Genomic DNA, 14,626 nt, shown 5'->3' with positions numbered 1-14,626 from the left:
CAGGATGCCCTTCGAAGCCTCGGCGAAGAAGGGCCGATGCTCTCTCGCGTGCGCCAGACCAAGTTTCCAATATATTAGCTCGTCGTGACCGGCACCCGGCGCGCTCTCGGTTAAGCTCTCTCGCCTGGTGGCTTGCGGTCACCGCGCCGGGCCATGTTCGGATGAAAGTCAGGACCTACAAGCAATGGACCAGCAAAAGCTCGATCGCGCGATCGGTCGTCGCTTGAAGACGCTTCGGACGCAGGCCGGCATGACGCTGAATGAGCTCGCAGGCCGCTCCGGCGTCAGCCGTGCGATGATCGGACGGGTAGAGCGGGCGCAGAGCAGTGCGACGGCTGCGCTGCTGGGTAAACTTTGCGCCGCGCTCGACGTGTCGCTCAGCGACGTCGTCGCGTTGGCCGAAAAGCCGCCGGAGCGGTTGGTGCGGCTCGCCGACCAGCCGCACTGGCGCGATCCCGACAGCGGCTATCGCCGCCGCCACGCTTCGCCGACGGACGCGGCGAGCGGCATCGAGATCATCGTCGTCGATTTGCCGGCGGGTGCGCGGGTGCCGTACAGCCCCTGGGGGCGCAATGCCTTCACCCAGCAACTGCTGATGCTGGAGGGTGCGATCGCGGTGCACATCGACGCCAAGGCGGTTCGCCTGCGCGAAGGCGACTGTCTCGATTTCGACGTGATGCGCGCGGTGATCTTCGAGAACGAGACCAGACAGGATGCGCGCTACGTCATCATCACGCGCCGCGGCGCGTCCTACGGCAAGATGTGAGCCCTGACGATGCAGATCCGCACCGGCGACACCTTTGATCCACGCGTCATCGCGCTGCTCGACCATCACGTTGCGGCGGCGCGAGCACAGACCGCGCCGGGCAGTGCGCATGCGCTTGATCTCGCCGGGCTTCGTGCCCCGGAAGTCGCGTTCTGGACCGGCTGGGACGGCGACACGCTGGTCGCCACCGGTGCGCTGAAGTCGCTGTCGGGAGCGCATGGCGAGGTGAAGTCGATGCACACGCTCCAGACCACGCGCCGGCGCGGCTTTGGCGGTGAGATGCTCCGCCACATCATCACGGAAGCCCGCGCGCGCGGCATGGCGCGGCTCAGCCTCGAGACCGGCTCGTGGGATTATTTCAAGCCGGCGCACGCGCTCTACCGGGCGCATGGCTTTGTCCTCTGCGGCCCGTTCCAAGGCTATGTCGACGATCCCAACAGCCTGTTCCTGACCCTGGATCTGTCGGCGAGCCGATAGCTCAGGAGCGCGTCTGCTCGATCCTATCGAGCACGCGCTCGGGGGCGATGTCGCGGCTTGCCTCCTCCAGATCCCGCTTCGAGTCGGGCTGGACGTCCAGCCGCTCGGCGATCCGCGTGAGGAGGCGGGCAACCTTGGTCAATTCGTGCTCGGCGAGCAGGCTGATCTGGAGATCGAGATCGGCGCGCTTATCCGCTGCTGCGCTCATGCGGTTCTGCGAGATCAGCACGAATGTCGACAGGAAGATCGCCTCGACCGAAGCAATCATTGCCAGCACCACGAAGCTCTCGTCCCAGGCCGGAATTCCCGGCAGCCAGTGCAGATTGGCGATGATCCAGAAGCCGAACACCGCGACGTGGAGATAGACGAACGCCATGCTGCCGGTGAACGCCGTGATCGCATCGGCTACCTTTTCCTGACCCTTGGCGGCGCGCTGCTCGCGGCGGCGGCGCGCGACCAACGCCTGGATGTTGCGCTCGAGCGTCGGGCTCAATCCCTCGCCGGGATCATGGGTGATATCGTTACGCACGGGGCAGCAACGGCGGACAGGAAAGGCTGTTCCTAGGCCCAGCTGCCGGAAAATGCCTGCCGCCCCTCAAAATGAGTTGCGTACCTCAAAACACCTCTGCTAGCCTTCAGCCATGGCCGAGACGCTCACCACGACCGCGCTGACGCTGAAGGACATCGCCCGCCAGGCCGGCGTCAGCCTCGCGACGGTGGACCGCGTCCTGCACAATCGTCCGGGCGTGCGGCCGGATACGGTCCGGCGCGTCAAAGAGGCGATCGAGCGCAATTCGTTCCAGCCTCACGTGGCCGCCGCCGAGCTCGCCCGCGGCCGCGCCCGCCGTTTTGCCTTTGTGATGCCGTCGGGGCCGAACCCGTTCATGCAGCAGATTCAGGATTATCTCGGCGAGATGTCGGGCTGGTTGTCGTCACGCCGCCTTGGTGTCGAGACCGTCGCGACCGACGTGTTCGATCCGTCCGTGCTCGCGGCTTCCCTGGAAGGGCTCTCCGACGATTACGACGGCATCGCCGTGGTGGCGCTGGACCATCCCGGCGTCCGCGCCGCGATCGACGATCTCGTCGATGCCGGCGCCAAGGTCGTGACGCTGGTCTCCGACGTGCCGTCGTCGCGCCGGCACCATTATGTCGGCATCGACAACATTGCCGCGGGACGCACCGCCGGCGCGCTGGTCGGGCGGCTGGTCGGACAAAAGTCCGGCAAGGTCGCGATCGTCGCGGGCTCGCAGGGCCTGCGCGATCATGCCGAGCGCATTTTTGGCTTCAACCAGGTGATGGCGTCGGAATTCCCCGGCCTCAGCGTGCTGCCGGTGCTCGAAGGACGCGACGAGGACGCGCGTTCGGAGCAGGTGTTGACGCGGCTGTTGAGCCGGCATGCCGACATCGTGGGTCTTTATAATGTCGGCGCCGGTACGCAAGGCGTCGCCAACGCGTTGAATGAAAAGGCCTTGGGCGATGCCAGCCGCGACAAGCAGGTGGTGTTTGTCGGACACGACGTCACTGCGCTGACGCGCCGGCTGCTGCTGCAGGGCGTGATGCATGCCGCGATCTCGCAGAACCCCGGACATGAAGCGCGCGCCGCCGTGCGTGTGCTGCTCGCGCTCGCCCGTGGCGAGCCGATCTTGCGCGAACAGGAGAAGATCAGGATCGACATCGTGATGCGGGACAATCTGCCTTAGCGGCAGGTGGAATTCAAAATGACCCGTTGCGGATAAGGCGACTTTGAGTTCGCGCACCGCAACAGGCGAAAGGGAGGACGGCGTGTATCTCGGAATCGACATCGGCACATCAGGTGTGAAAGCGGTGCTCGTCAGCGAAGCCGGCGCGGTTGTCGCGACGGCGGCGCGCGAGCTTGCGCTATCGCATCCCGCGCCGCTGTGGTCCGAGCAGGATCCCGATGGCTGGGTCGATGCGGCGGTCGGCGCGGTCGACGATCTTGCCGCCCGCCATCCGCGCGAGGTCGCGCGGGTGCGCGGCATCGGGCTGTCGGGCCAGATGCACGGCGCGACGCTGCTGGACGAGGACGGACGGCCGCTGCGTCCCGCGATCCTCTGGAACGACGGCCGCTCGCACGCCGAATGCGTCGCGCTGGAGCGGCGCTGCCCGTCGCTGCACACGATCGCCGGCAATCTGGCCATGCCCGGCTTCACCGCGCCGAAGCTGCTCTGGGTCGCCAGGCACGAGCCGAAAATCTTCGCGCGCGTCGCAAAGGTGCTGCTGCCGAAGGCCTATGTCCGCTATCGCCTGACCGGCGAGATGGTCGAGGACATGTCGGACGCGGCCGGCACGCTGTGGCTCGACGTCGGTCTGCGCCGCTGGTCGCCCCTGCTGCTGCATGCCACCGGGCTCGATCTCCATCACATGCCACGCCTCGTCGAGGGCAGCGAGGTCAGCGCGACGCTCGCGCCGGACTACGCGCAACGCTGGGGCATGGCTAGGAATGTCGTGGTCGCCGGCGGCTCCGGCGATAATGCCGCGAGCGCGATCGGGCTCGGCGCCATCGCGCCGGGCGATGCTTTCCTGTCGCTTGGCACATCCGGTGTAGTGTTCCGCGTCACTGATCGGTTTGCACCGGCTCCGGCCTCGGCGGTCCATGCGTTCTGTCACGCACTGCCCGGCCGCTGGCATCAGATGGGCGTGATGCTGTCGGCTGCGGCTTCGCTGGCCTGGCTCGCGGGCGTGATGGAGGTTCCGGCTGCAGCGCTGCTGGCGCCGCTCGGCGAGCGCGTCGATGGACCGAGTCCAGTCAAATTCCTGCCTTATCTCGACGGCGAGCGCACGCCGCACAACGATGCCGCCGCCAGCGGCGCCTTCGTCGGCCTGCGCGGTGCGACCGGGCGCTCCCAGATCGTTCAGGCCGTGCTCGAAGGCGTCGCCTTCGCCGCGCGCGACAATCTGGCGGCGCTGAGCGCGGCGGGTGGGCCGCTTGCCGAGGTCGATCTCGTCGGCGGCGGCTCGCGCTCGCCGCTGTGGGCGCAGATCTGCGCCGATGTGCTCGGCATTCCCGTCCACCGCGTCGAGGAGGGCGAGGTCGGTGCCGCGCTCGGTGCCTCCAGGCTCGGACGGCTCGCCGCCACCGGCGAAGACGCGGCTGCGGTTTGCACCCGTCCGCGCCGGCTCGCGAGTTTTACGCCCCGCGCATCCGTCGCTGCGGCCTATGACGAGGCCTATCGCCGCTGGCGCGAGCTTTATCCTGCGTTGAAGGAGTGTGCCTGAGTGAACGCGTCTGTGAAATTCTTCGATACAACCGCACCTGTCGCCTTCGCCGGCAAGGATGCGGGAAACTCGCCCACCTTCCGCTGGTACGACAAGGACCGCCTCGTCCATGGCCGCAGGATGGAGGACCATCTGCGTTTTGCGGTCTGCTATTGGCACTCGTTGTGCTGGCCCGGCGGCGATCCCTTTGGCGGCGAGACGTTCCTGCGGCCCTGGCACCACGGCACCGATGCGATGGCGCAGGCGCGCGCCAAGGCCGACGTTGCCTTCGAGCTGTTTCGCTTGCTCGACGTGCCCTTTTTCACCTTCCACGACGTCGATGCGGCGCCGGAAGGGAACTCACTCGCGGAATCCGTCGCCAACCTCAATGCCATCGCCGATCTGTTCGAAGCGAAGATGGCCTCGAGCAAGGTACGCCTGCTCTGGGGCACCGCCAATCTGTTCACGCATCGGCGCTACATGGCGGGCGCGGCCACCAATCCGGATCCCGAGATATTCACCTATGCCGCCGGCCAGGTCCGCGCCGCGCTGGAAGTGACGCACCGTCTCGGCGGCCAGAACTATGTGCTGTGGGGCGGGCGCGAGGGCTATGAGACGCTGCTCAACACCGATCTCAAGCGCGAGCTCGACCAGCTCGGCCGCTTCGTCTCGCTCGTCGTCGAGCACAAGCACAAGATCGGCTTCAAGGGGCCGATCCTGATCGAGCCGAAGCCGAAGGAGCCGACCAAGCACCAATATGATTTCGACGTCGCTACCTGCTATGGCTTCCTCGCGCGTTACGACCTGCTGAAGGACGTCAAGCTCAACATCGAGCAGAACCACGCCATCCTCGCCGGCCACTCCTTCCATCACGAGGTCGCACTCGCGCAGGCGCTGGGTGTGTTCGGCTCGCTCGACATCAACCGCGGCGACGATCTGCTCGGCTGGGACACCGACCAGTTCGCGATGAACGTGCCCGAGCTTGCCCTGGTGTTCCATGAGCTCCTGAGCCGCGGCGGCTTCAGCTCCGGCGGGCTGAATTTCGACGCCAAGATCCGCCGCCAGTCGATCGATCCCGACGATCTGATCCATGCCCATGTCGGCTCGATGGATGCCTGCGCGCGGGCGTTGCTCGCCGCCGCGGACATGCTCGACGCCGGCGTGTTCACTGCGCCGCTTGCGAAACGTTACGAGGGATGGGCCGGGCCCGAGGGCCGCGCCATTCTCGGCGGGCAGCGCTCGCTTGCCGAACTTGCCGACCGCGCGCACGGCCCGGGCTTTGACCCGCAGCCGCGCTCGGGCCGGCAGGAATATCTGGAATCCCTCGTCAACCGCTACGTCTGAGGAAGGCCGCTGATGACAAATGCACAAGCGACACCGGTCCTCGAGCTGACCGGCATAGGCAAGGAGTTCGGCGCGATCCGCGCGCTGCATGATGTCGACATGCAGGTCCTTCCCGGCGAGGTCGTCGGCCTGATGGGCGACAACGGCGCGGGCAAGTCGACGCTGGTCAAGATCATCGCCGGGAATTTCCGCCCCAGCCACGGCGAAATCCGCTTCGCCGGCAGCGCGGTTCATTTCAACCGGCCCGTCGATGCCCGCGGCGTAGGCATCGAGGTGGTCTATCAGGACCTTGCGCTCGCCGACAATCTCACCGCGGCGGCCAACGTCTTTCTCGGCCGCGAGCTGAAGCGCAGGATCGGGCCGTTCGCGTTGCTCGACCACAAGGCGATGGCGGCGCGTGCGTTGGAGCTGTTCGGTGAGCTGCGCTCGGAGACGCGCCCCGACGATCTCGTCAAGCAGATGTCGGGCGGGCAGCGCCAGGCGGTTGCGATCGCGCGGACGCGGCTCTCCAACGCGAAGCTGGTCATGATGGACGAGCCCACGGCCGCGATCTCGGTCCGCCAGGTCGAGCAGGTGCTCGGCCTGATCCACCGGCTGAAAGAGCAGGGCGTTGCCGTGATGCTGATCTCGCATCGCATGCCGGACGTGTTCGCGGTGTGCGATCGCGTCATCGTCATGCGCCGCGGCGAAAAGCGGGCCGATAAGCCCATCCACCAGACCTCCCCCGAGGAGGTCACCGCCCTGATCACCGGCGCGAAGGAGGCGGCGTGATGGCCATGCCCATGGAATCCCCGATCACCTTTTCGAACATCGGCAAGATCAGATGGTGGCAGCGCGGCATCTTCGCGTCCCAGACTGGCTATGTCCTGCTCGCGCTGGCGGTGCTGCTGGTGGTCATGCATTTCGCCAGCCCGTACTTCTTCACCGAAGGCAACATGCAGAACGTGGCGAAGAATTTCTCCTTCATCGCCATTGCGACGCTCGGCGTCACCTTCGTGATCATCACCGGCGGCATCGATCTGTCGGTGGGCTCGATGATGTGCTTCTCCGCCATGGTCACCTCGATGGTGATGACCGAGCTGTCGGCGCCCGGCTCGCCGGCGGGCTCCCTGTTCGTGCACATGGCGGCCGACGGCAAGACCGTGCTTGCCAATGTCCCCGGCCTGATCCTGGTGGTCTCGCTTCTCGCCGGCCTCGGCGTCGCGCTGCTCGCCGGCCTCGTCAACGGCTTCTGTATCGCGGTGCTCGGCCTGTCGCCGTTCGTCACCACGCTCGGCATGCTCTCGATCGTGCGCGGGCTCGGCTATGTCGTCTCGAACGGACGCGGCAGCTTCCCAGGTGGGCCGGATGCCGATTATTTCTACGCGCTCACCTCGGGCGACGTGCTCGGCGTGCCCGTGCCATTCATTTATCTGATCGTCCTCGCGCTGGCGATGGCCGTGGTGCTGCACCACAGCTCGTTCGGCCGTCACGTGTTCGCGCTCGGCGGCAACGAGAAGGCGGCCGAACTCACCGGCATCCCGGTCGTGCGGGTGAAGATCGAGGTCTATGTGATCTGCGCGCTCGCCGCAGGCCTCCAGGGCATCATCATCTCGGGCTGGCTTGGGTCGGCGCCGGCCAACATGGCGACGTCCTACGAGCTCAACGTGATCGCCGCGGCCGTCATCGGCGGTGCCAATCTCGCCGGCGGCATCGGTGGACCGCTTGGCGCCATCGTCGGCTGCGTGCTGCTCGAGGTGATCCGCAACGGCCTCGTGCTCGCCCAGGTTAGCTCCTACTGGCAGCAGACGCTGGTGGGCGTGATCATCATCCTGGCCGTATTGGTCGACCGCATCCGCTCGCGGATGATCTGAAACGACGTCGTTCCGGGACGGCAACGAAAATGCCGCCTGTCCACTTCCCGGACGATCTTGAGAGGACAGGCGCCAAAGAAGGGTGGAGGAGACGATGAGGAAATATCTACTTGCCGGCATCGCGGTCGCGATGATGGCTACGCCGGCGTTTGCCGCAAACTACCGGTTCGTGATCGTGCCCAAGGCGATGAACAATCCGTTCTTCGACTTCGCGCGCGACGGCTGCCTGAAGCGTGCCAAGGAGCTCGGCAACATCGAGTGCATCTACAAGGGGCCGGTCGAGCACGAGCCGGCGACGCAGGCCCAGATCATCCAGGACTTCGTCACTCAGAAGGTCGACGGCCTCGCCATTTCGGTTGCCGACGTCGCGGCGATGACCAAGTCGATCGACGCGGCGACCGCGGCCGGCATCCCCGTCATCACCTTCGACGCCGATGCGCCCGGCGCCAAGCGCATCGCTTATATCGGCACCAACAACAAGGAGTTCGGCGTCGCCCTCGGCAAGCAGCTCCTGAAGCTGCGGCCCGACGGCGGCAAATATGCCATGGTCTCGGGTGGTCCCGGCGCCAAGAACCTCGCTGAACGCGTCGACGGCGTCCGCGAGGCGCTGAAGGGCTCGAAATGGACCGAGGTCGCGGGCTCTCCAACGTTCTGCAACGACGATCCCGCGCTGGCGGTCCAGCAGATGACTGACATGCGCACCGCGACGCCCGACCTCGCCGCGATCGTTCCCATCGGCGGCTGGCCGATGTTCGCCCCCGAAGGCTTCAAGGCCTTCGCGTCCAGGTACAAGAAGGATATCGATTCCGGCAAGTTCACGCTTGTCGTGGCCGATACGCTGAAGATGCAGCTCGAGCTGTTGCGCGATGGCTATGCCAATGCGCTGGTCGGCCAGCGTCCGTTCGAGATGGGCGAGAAGGCGATGGACACGCTGCTCGCCATCAAGAAAGGCGAGAAGGTGCCGGAGATCGTTTATACCGGCCTCGATCTCGTGACCAAGGACAACGTTGCGCAGATGTTGAAGTAGGAGCGTCGCCAGCCCCGCGCTCCTGCGTGCCTCTCCCGCTTGCGCTTGTCGCAAGCGGGAGAGATGATCTTGGTTGTTGGGGAAGACGGTTGAGGCAATGGGAATGAAAAGGTCGCGGCTCGGCTCTCTCGATGTCACCTCACTCGGCCTCGGTTCCGCCCCGCTCGGCGGATTGTTCACCCCCGTCAGCGATGCCGATGCGGAAGCGACGATCGCCCGCGCCTGGTCGCTCGGAATTCGCTTCTTCGACACCGCGCCGCTCTACGGCTTTGGCCTTGCGGAGCGACGCCTGGGCGCATTCCTGCGGCAACAGCCCCGTGATTCCTACGCCATCTCGACCAAGGTTGGCCGCCTGCTGCGCGTGCCCGATGGCGCGGCCGCCGAGGACGAGCACTACAAGGGCACGCCGCGCGAGCGGCCGGTGTTCGATTTCAGTTATGACGGCGTGATGCGATCGGTGGAGGAAAGCCTGGCGCGGCTTGGGCTCGACCGCGTTGACGTCCTGCTCGTGCATGATCCCGACGATCACTACGACGACGCCGTCGCCGGCGCCTTCCGCGCGCTCCAGCGCCTGCGCGCTGAGGGTACCGTCAAGGCGATCGGTGCCGGCATGAACCAGTCAGACATGCTGGTCCGGTTCGCAGAGGCCGTTCCGGTCGACTGCTTCCTGCTCGCCGGCCGCTACACGCTGCTCGACCAGGGCGCGCTGGATGCGCTGTTCCCGCTCTGCGCGTCGAAGCACATCGGCATCCTGCTCGGCGGCATCTACAGCAGCGGCATCCTGGCCAATCCGCACACCGGCGCGAAGTTCAATTATCAGGATGCCGATGCGGCACTCGTCGCCCGTGCGCTGGCGCTCGACGAGCTCTGCCGCAAGCACGGCACCGAGCTGAAAGCCGCCGCGCTGCAGTTCTGCATGGCCCATCCGGCAGTCACGGTCGCCGTGATGGGCGCGCGCAACGCCGCGGAAGTTGCCGACAACATCGCGATGTCGGAGCTGGGGGTACCGGCGGCGTTCTGGCAGGAGCTGCGTAGGCGAGAACTCGTCGACGCCCGCGCGCCATTGCCGGACGGAGCTTAAGGCATGATCATCGACGCTCACCAGCATTTCTGGGATCCCGCGCGCGCCGACTATCCCTGGATGGATGCGCCCGAGCTCAAGCCGATCCGGCGTGCCTTCGGTCCGGCCGATCTCGCGCCCCTTTTGAGCGCGAACGGCATCGACGCGAGCATCCTGGTGCAGTGCCGCTCCGCGCTGGCGGAGACCGAGGAATTCCTGCGGATCGCGCATGCGACGCCCTCGGTGATCGGCGTCGTCGGCTGGGCCGATCTGACCGACGCTGCACTTGGTGAGACGCTGGACCGGCTGCGCGCTTCGCCCGGCGGTGACAAGCTGGTCGGCATCCGCCACCAGGTCCATGACGAGGCCGATCCGGATTGGTTGTTGCGCGAGGACGTCCAGCGCGGCCTCACGGCCGTGTTCGCGCACGATCTCGCCTACGATTTCCTGGTCCGCGCCCGCGAGCTGCCGGCCGCGATCGCAACCGCACAAGCGTTCCCGCAGGCGCGCTTCGTGCTCGACCACGCGGCCAAGCCGCTGATTGCCGACGGTGGAAGCACTGAATGGTCCAATGGCATCGCGGCACTCGCGGCCTGCGGCAATGTCTGGTGCAAGGTCTCGGGGCTGGCGACAGAAGCGGTTTGGAGCGACTGGAATGCGGAGCTGCTGTTTCCGTTCGTCGCGCACGCCGCGACATGCTTTGGCGAAGATCGCCTGATCTTCGGCTCGGACTGGCCGGTATGCTTGCTCGCGGGGAGCTATGGTGAGATCAAGGGCGCGCTGGAGGCCTGCCTGATGAAGCTCGGTCCGCAGGCGCGTGAGAAGGCGTTTGGCGTGAACGCGAAGGCTGCGTATCGGTTGGCGGTTGGTTGAAGCCGACAGCGCGCGTGTTGCTCAGCGTTCCCCAAACACCCGATCCAGCGCTGCATCGTACGTCGTCCGCACCAGCGCCGGATGCAGCTTCGCCAGCGTCTCCATCATCACGCCGGAATTGATCTCGAGCACGCGCCAGACGCCGTCGACGCGGACGAGGTCGATCGAGGCGAAGGTGATGCCGATGGCCTTGGCGGCGTCGATAGCGAGCTTTGCGCAGGCTGCGCGAAGATCGCAATCCTGCATCAGCACGGGCTTTGCACCCGCATCGAGATTGTGCCGCCAATCCGAGCCGCGCTGCTTGCTGTAGACGACGAGTGGCACATCATCGAGCAGGACCACGCGAACTTCGTCCTCGATCACGAGATAGGGCGAGATCACGAGTCCGGCGCTCATCGAAAAGGCTTCGCCAACCGCATGATCGAGTTCTGTTTCCGTCGTGACCCTGAAGACGGATCGTCCCGACGTCCCCTCGTTCGGCTTCACCACCACGCCTTGCGGATTGTCGTGAAGCAGCGCCAGCATTGCCTCTCGCGAGGCGACGCCGACAACCTTCTCGCCCAACTTCGGATTGAGGAACAGGCGATGGGGAATGCAAGGCACGCCCTCGAGCGCCAGCACCTCGGCGGTGGCCGATTTGTCGTTGGCCAGGCGGTGCGCGATGGCGCTGTTGAGGCCGATATCGTAGCCGAACGCGAAGCGGCGCTGCTCGCCCCGGCGCATCGCGAGCAGCCAGCCATCGGCGCGGACTTCGAGCGCGATGCCATGGGTCGCGCAATAGCGCCTGATCGCCTGGACGAAGATCCGCTCGCCGTTCACCATGTGTCTTGTCGCCACTCGCAGCCGTCAGTTCCAGTCGAGCTTGGCGCCAAAAGCCGCAAAAAAGCGGGAAACGGCGCCAAACGAGAGTGAAATCAGAGCTATTCTTAATGAAATTCTCGCGAGCGCCACGGAAATTAAGTGCTGTATTCGGGCCCCGGAGGGAAAAGAAATTGCCCTCCGCGCGCGCCGGACAGCAGATCCATTAATGATGCGACCATTTCCGCCGCAAATGCCGGTTTGACCGGCATCAATTGCATCCGGAACGAGGTTGATTATTGGTCTCAATGGCGTAGATCACACACGCGAAATCCTCCGCCATGGCAATGGTGTCCGCTCCGCTTTCAGGGGCCGGGCAACGCTTTTGCCCTAAAACCGCAATTATTCGGAATATCGAAAATCATGAGCGCGTTTTACCGAGAGAAGGTTCTTTCCGTCCAGCACTGGACCGACACCCTGTTCAGCTTTCGCGCAACCCGCGATTCCGGCTTCCGCTTCCAGAACGGCCAGTTCGCGATGATCGGCCTCGAGGTTGAGGGCCGCCCGCTGCTCCGCGCCTACAGCATGGCCAGCGCCAACCACGAGGAAGAGCTCGAGTTCTTCTCGATCAAGGTTCAGGACGGCCCGCTGACGTCGCGTCTCCAGAAGATCAAGGAAGGCGACACCATCCTGGTCGGCCGCAAGGCGACCGGCACGTTGATCACCGACAATCTCATTCCCGGCAAGCGGCTGATGCTGCTCTCGACCGGCACGGGCCTGGCGCCCTTCGCCAGCCTGATCAAGGACCCCGAGGTCTACGACCAATTCGACAGCATCGTGCTGGTGCATGGCTGCCGTCAGGTCTCCGAGCTCGCCTATGGCGAGAAGCTCGTCGCCGGTCTTCGCGAGGACGAACTGTTCGGCGAGTTGCTCGCGGACAAGCTCATCTACTATCCGACCGTGACCCGCGAGCCGTTCAAGAACCGCGGCCGCATCACCGACCTCATCAGCTCCGAGCAGATCTTCAACGACATCGGCCAGGGCCCGCTCGACATCGCGACCGACCGCATCATGATGTGCGGCAGCCCGGCGATGCTCGAAGAGCTGAAACTGATGTTCGAGGGCCGCGACTTCGTCGAGGGCTCCGGCAACAAGCCCGGCCATTTCGTGATCGAAAAGGCGTTCGTCGAGCGGTAGGCCCTCTCGTGTCGTCCTGGCAAAAGCCAGGACGCTTGCCTGGGTAAAGCGCCCTGACGGGTTAATGCCCGTCCCTTCCGAGCCCTGCTGCACCGCAGCAGCCCGCCTATCGGGCTGATTGATTTGTCCCCGCCGAATTCGCTAGCGTGAAACAACCGCCGCGTCATATCCGTATGACAGGCGCGGGCGTATCGTACCGCCTCATGCTGGCGAGAGGATGGGAATCGTGGCCGACGAGAACAAAACGCAGGAATCGCCCAGCTTATCGCCCAACCCATCGGCCAAACGGCTGCCGCTGGCGGAAGAGGGGATCATGGAAACCCTGCTGCTGCCATTCTCTCCGCGCTTCATCGTCCTGACGATCTGCGCGGTGGTCACGGCGCTGCTGACCGGCATCGGCTTCGCCGATGGCAAGATCTTCGACATCCTGCTGATCCCGATCCTGATCTTCGGCGCGCTGACGGCGCTTGGCGTCCGCGACCTCATGCAGAAGGGCCACGCCGTTCTGCGCAACTACCCGATCTCGGCCCATATCCGTTTTTTGCTCGAAGAGATACGCCCGGAGATGCGGCAGTACTTCTTCGAGAGCGAGAAGGACGGCATGCCGTTCTCGCGCGACATCCGTGCGGTGGTCTATCAGCGCGCCAAGATGCAGCTCGACAAGCGTCCGTTCGGCACCCAGGAGGACGTCTACCGCCAGGGTTATGAGTGGATGCATCACTCGGTCTCGCCGAAGACGCATGCCGAGGAGAAATTCCGCGTCACCATCGGCGGGCCGGATTGCGCCAAGCCGTATTCGGCTTCCGTGTTCAACATTTCCGCGATGAGTTTTGGCGCGCTCAGCCCGAACGCCGTGCGCGCGCTGAATGCCGGTGCCAAGAAGGGCGGCTTCGCGCACGACACCGGCGAGGGCGGCTTCAGCCCCTATCACGCGGAGATGGGCGGCGACATCATCTGGGAGATCGGTTCGGGCTATTTCGGCTGCCGTCATCTCGACGGCACCTTCGATCCCGAAGCCTTCGCGCGCGTCGCGCGCCAGGACCAGATCAAGATGGTCGAGCTCAAGATCAGCCAGGGTGCCAAGCCCGGTCATGGCGGCGTGCTGCCGGCGGCGAAAGTCTCGGAGGAGATTTCCAAGATCCGCGGAGTCGCCATGGGCGAGGATTGCATCTCGCCGGCCTCGCATCGCGCCTTCTCGACGCCTGTTGGCATGATGCAGTTCATCGGCGAGATGCGAAAGCTCTCCGGCGGCAAGCCGACCGGCTTCAAGCTGTGCATCGGCCATCCCTGGGAATTTTTGGCGATCTGCAAGGCGATGATCGAGACCGGCATCTATCCCGACTTCATCGTGGTCGACGGCAACGAGGGCGGCACCGGCGCCGCGCCGCTGGAGTTCATGGATCATCTGGGCATGCCGATGCGGGAGGGCGTCAGTTTCGTCCACAACGCCCTGATCGGCATCAACGCGCGCGATCGCATCAAGATCGGCGCCTCCGGCAAGATCGCCACCGCCTTCGACATGGCACGCGCCATGTCGATCGGCGCGGACTACTGTAATTCGGCGCGCGGCTTCATGTTCTCGCTCGGCTGCATCCAGTCGCTGAGCTGCCACACCGACCGCTGCCCGACCGGCGTCGCGACCCAGGATCCGACGCGGGCGCGCGCACTCTACGTGCCGCTCAAGATTGACCGCGTGCACAATTATCACCTTGCGACGCTTCACTCGCTGACCGAGCTGGTCGCCGCGGCCGGTCTCGAACATCCGCAGCAGCTGCGCCCGATCCACTTCTCCCAGCGTACCTCGACGACGGACGTGAAATCCTTCGCGCAGCTCTATCCCTCGCTGCGTCCGGGCGAGCTGCTCGAAGGTACCGAAGACGCACGCTTCCGTGATGCTTGGCGGATGGCGCGGACGGAGACGTTCCAGCCGGCGCCGTAGGGCAAGGCCGCAGGTCCTGCGCAAAGGCATCACGACATGGGCTGCGTTTAACGTTTTGTTCAACTTTGGGTATAGA

General features: G+C 65.3%; 14 protein-coding genes. 12 read left to right on the top strand and 2 right to left on the bottom strand.

What is annotated here, in order from left to right; all coding sequences use genetic code 11:
• Window positions 1-184 precede the first annotated feature (184 nt).
• Window positions 185-766 (top strand): XRE family transcriptional regulator, encoded by a 582-nt coding sequence (locus IVB45_RS35015; RefSeq protein WP_018460106.1) that lies wholly within the window; start codon window positions 185-187, stop codon window positions 764-766.
• A 9-nt stretch (window positions 767-775) separates the two neighbouring features.
• On the top strand, window positions 776-1,243 hold the full coding sequence (locus IVB45_RS35010; protein WP_247285352.1) for a GNAT family N-acetyltransferase: 468 nt from the start codon (window positions 776-778) through the stop codon (window positions 1,241-1,243).
• 1 nt (window position 1,244) lies between these two features.
• On the opposite strand, the gene IVB45_RS35005 is transcribed toward IVB45_RS35010, so the two are convergent.
• Complete coding sequence (locus tag IVB45_RS35005; protein ID WP_247357622.1) at window positions 1,245-1,772, bottom strand: DUF1003 domain-containing protein; 528 nt, start codon at window positions 1,770-1,772, stop codon at window positions 1,245-1,247.
• A gap of 112 nt (window positions 1,773-1,884) precedes the next feature.
• Between IVB45_RS35005 and IVB45_RS35000 the strand changes: the two genes are divergently transcribed.
• The 8 genes from IVB45_RS35000 (at window position 1,885) to IVB45_RS34965 (ending at window position 10,616) form a co-directional block, all read left to right on the top strand.
• A complete protein-coding gene (locus tag IVB45_RS35000) occupies window positions 1,885-2,943 on the top strand; it encodes a LacI family DNA-binding transcriptional regulator (RefSeq protein WP_247357623.1) in 1,059 nt (352 codons plus the stop codon).
• Between the two features lie 82 nt (window positions 2,944-3,025).
• Window positions 3,026-4,480: a xylulokinase gene (gene xylB, locus IVB45_RS34995; protein ID WP_247357624.1), complete on the top strand. Its 1,455-nt coding sequence runs from the start codon at window positions 3,026-3,028 to the stop codon at window positions 4,478-4,480.
• Complete coding sequence (xylA, locus tag IVB45_RS34990; RefSeq protein ID WP_247357625.1) at window positions 4,481-5,803, top strand: xylose isomerase; 1,323 nt, start codon at window positions 4,481-4,483, stop codon at window positions 5,801-5,803.
• A gap of 12 nt (window positions 5,804-5,815) precedes the next feature.
• The gene (locus IVB45_RS34985; protein WP_007597833.1) at window positions 5,816-6,574 is read left to right on the top strand and encodes an ATP-binding cassette domain-containing protein; all 759 of its coding nucleotides are present in this window, start codon (window positions 5,816-5,818) and stop codon (window positions 6,572-6,574) included.
• Window positions 6,574-7,656 carry an ABC transporter permease gene (locus tag IVB45_RS34980; RefSeq protein ID WP_247357626.1) on the top strand — a complete coding sequence of 361 codons (1,083 nt, stop codon included), beginning with the start codon at window positions 6,574-6,576 and terminating at the stop codon, window positions 7,654-7,656. Before IVB45_RS34985 ends, IVB45_RS34980 begins: the two co-directional genes overlap by 1 nt.
• Window positions 7,657-7,750: 94 nt before the next feature.
• Window positions 7,751-8,683 (top strand): sugar-binding protein, encoded by a 933-nt coding sequence (locus IVB45_RS34975; RefSeq protein WP_027514400.1) that lies wholly within the window; start codon window positions 7,751-7,753, stop codon window positions 8,681-8,683.
• A gap of 103 nt (window positions 8,684-8,786) precedes the next feature.
• Window positions 8,787-9,764, top strand: coding sequence for an aldo/keto reductase (locus tag IVB45_RS34970; protein ID WP_247357627.1), 978 nt, complete (start codon window positions 8,787-8,789; stop codon window positions 9,762-9,764).
• Window positions 9,765-9,767: 3 nt separating this feature from the next.
• A complete protein-coding gene (locus IVB45_RS34965) occupies window positions 9,768-10,616 on the top strand; it encodes an amidohydrolase family protein (RefSeq protein WP_247357628.1) in 849 nt (282 codons plus the stop codon).
• 21 nt (window positions 10,617-10,637) lie between these two features.
• On the opposite strand, the gene IVB45_RS34960 is transcribed toward IVB45_RS34965, so the two are convergent.
• Window positions 10,638-11,438 (bottom strand): RimK-like protein, encoded by an 801-nt coding sequence (locus IVB45_RS34960; protein WP_247285367.1) that lies wholly within the window; start codon window positions 11,436-11,438, stop codon window positions 10,638-10,640.
• 399 nt (window positions 11,439-11,837) lie between these two features.
• Between IVB45_RS34960 and IVB45_RS34955 the strand changes: the two genes are divergently transcribed.
• Both IVB45_RS34955 and IVB45_RS34950 read left to right on the top strand, forming a co-directional pair.
• The gene (locus IVB45_RS34955; RefSeq protein WP_007597827.1) at window positions 11,838-12,611 is read left to right on the top strand and encodes a ferredoxin--NADP reductase; all 774 of its coding nucleotides are present in this window, start codon (window positions 11,838-11,840) and stop codon (window positions 12,609-12,611) included.
• Between the two features lie 217 nt (window positions 12,612-12,828).
• Window positions 12,829-14,550 carry an FMN-binding glutamate synthase family protein gene (locus IVB45_RS34950; RefSeq protein WP_247357629.1) on the top strand — a complete coding sequence of 574 codons (1,722 nt, stop codon included), beginning with the start codon at window positions 12,829-12,831 and terminating at the stop codon, window positions 14,548-14,550.
• The last annotated feature ends 76 nt before the right edge of the window (window positions 14,551-14,626 follow it).

The organism is Bradyrhizobium sp. 4 (assembly GCF_023100905.1).
Classification (GTDB): Bacteria; Pseudomonadota; Alphaproteobacteria; order Rhizobiales; family Xanthobacteraceae; genus Bradyrhizobium.
The sequence above is the reverse complement of the archived record's forward strand: the minus strand, read 5'-3'. Positions and strand labels throughout refer to the sequence as shown.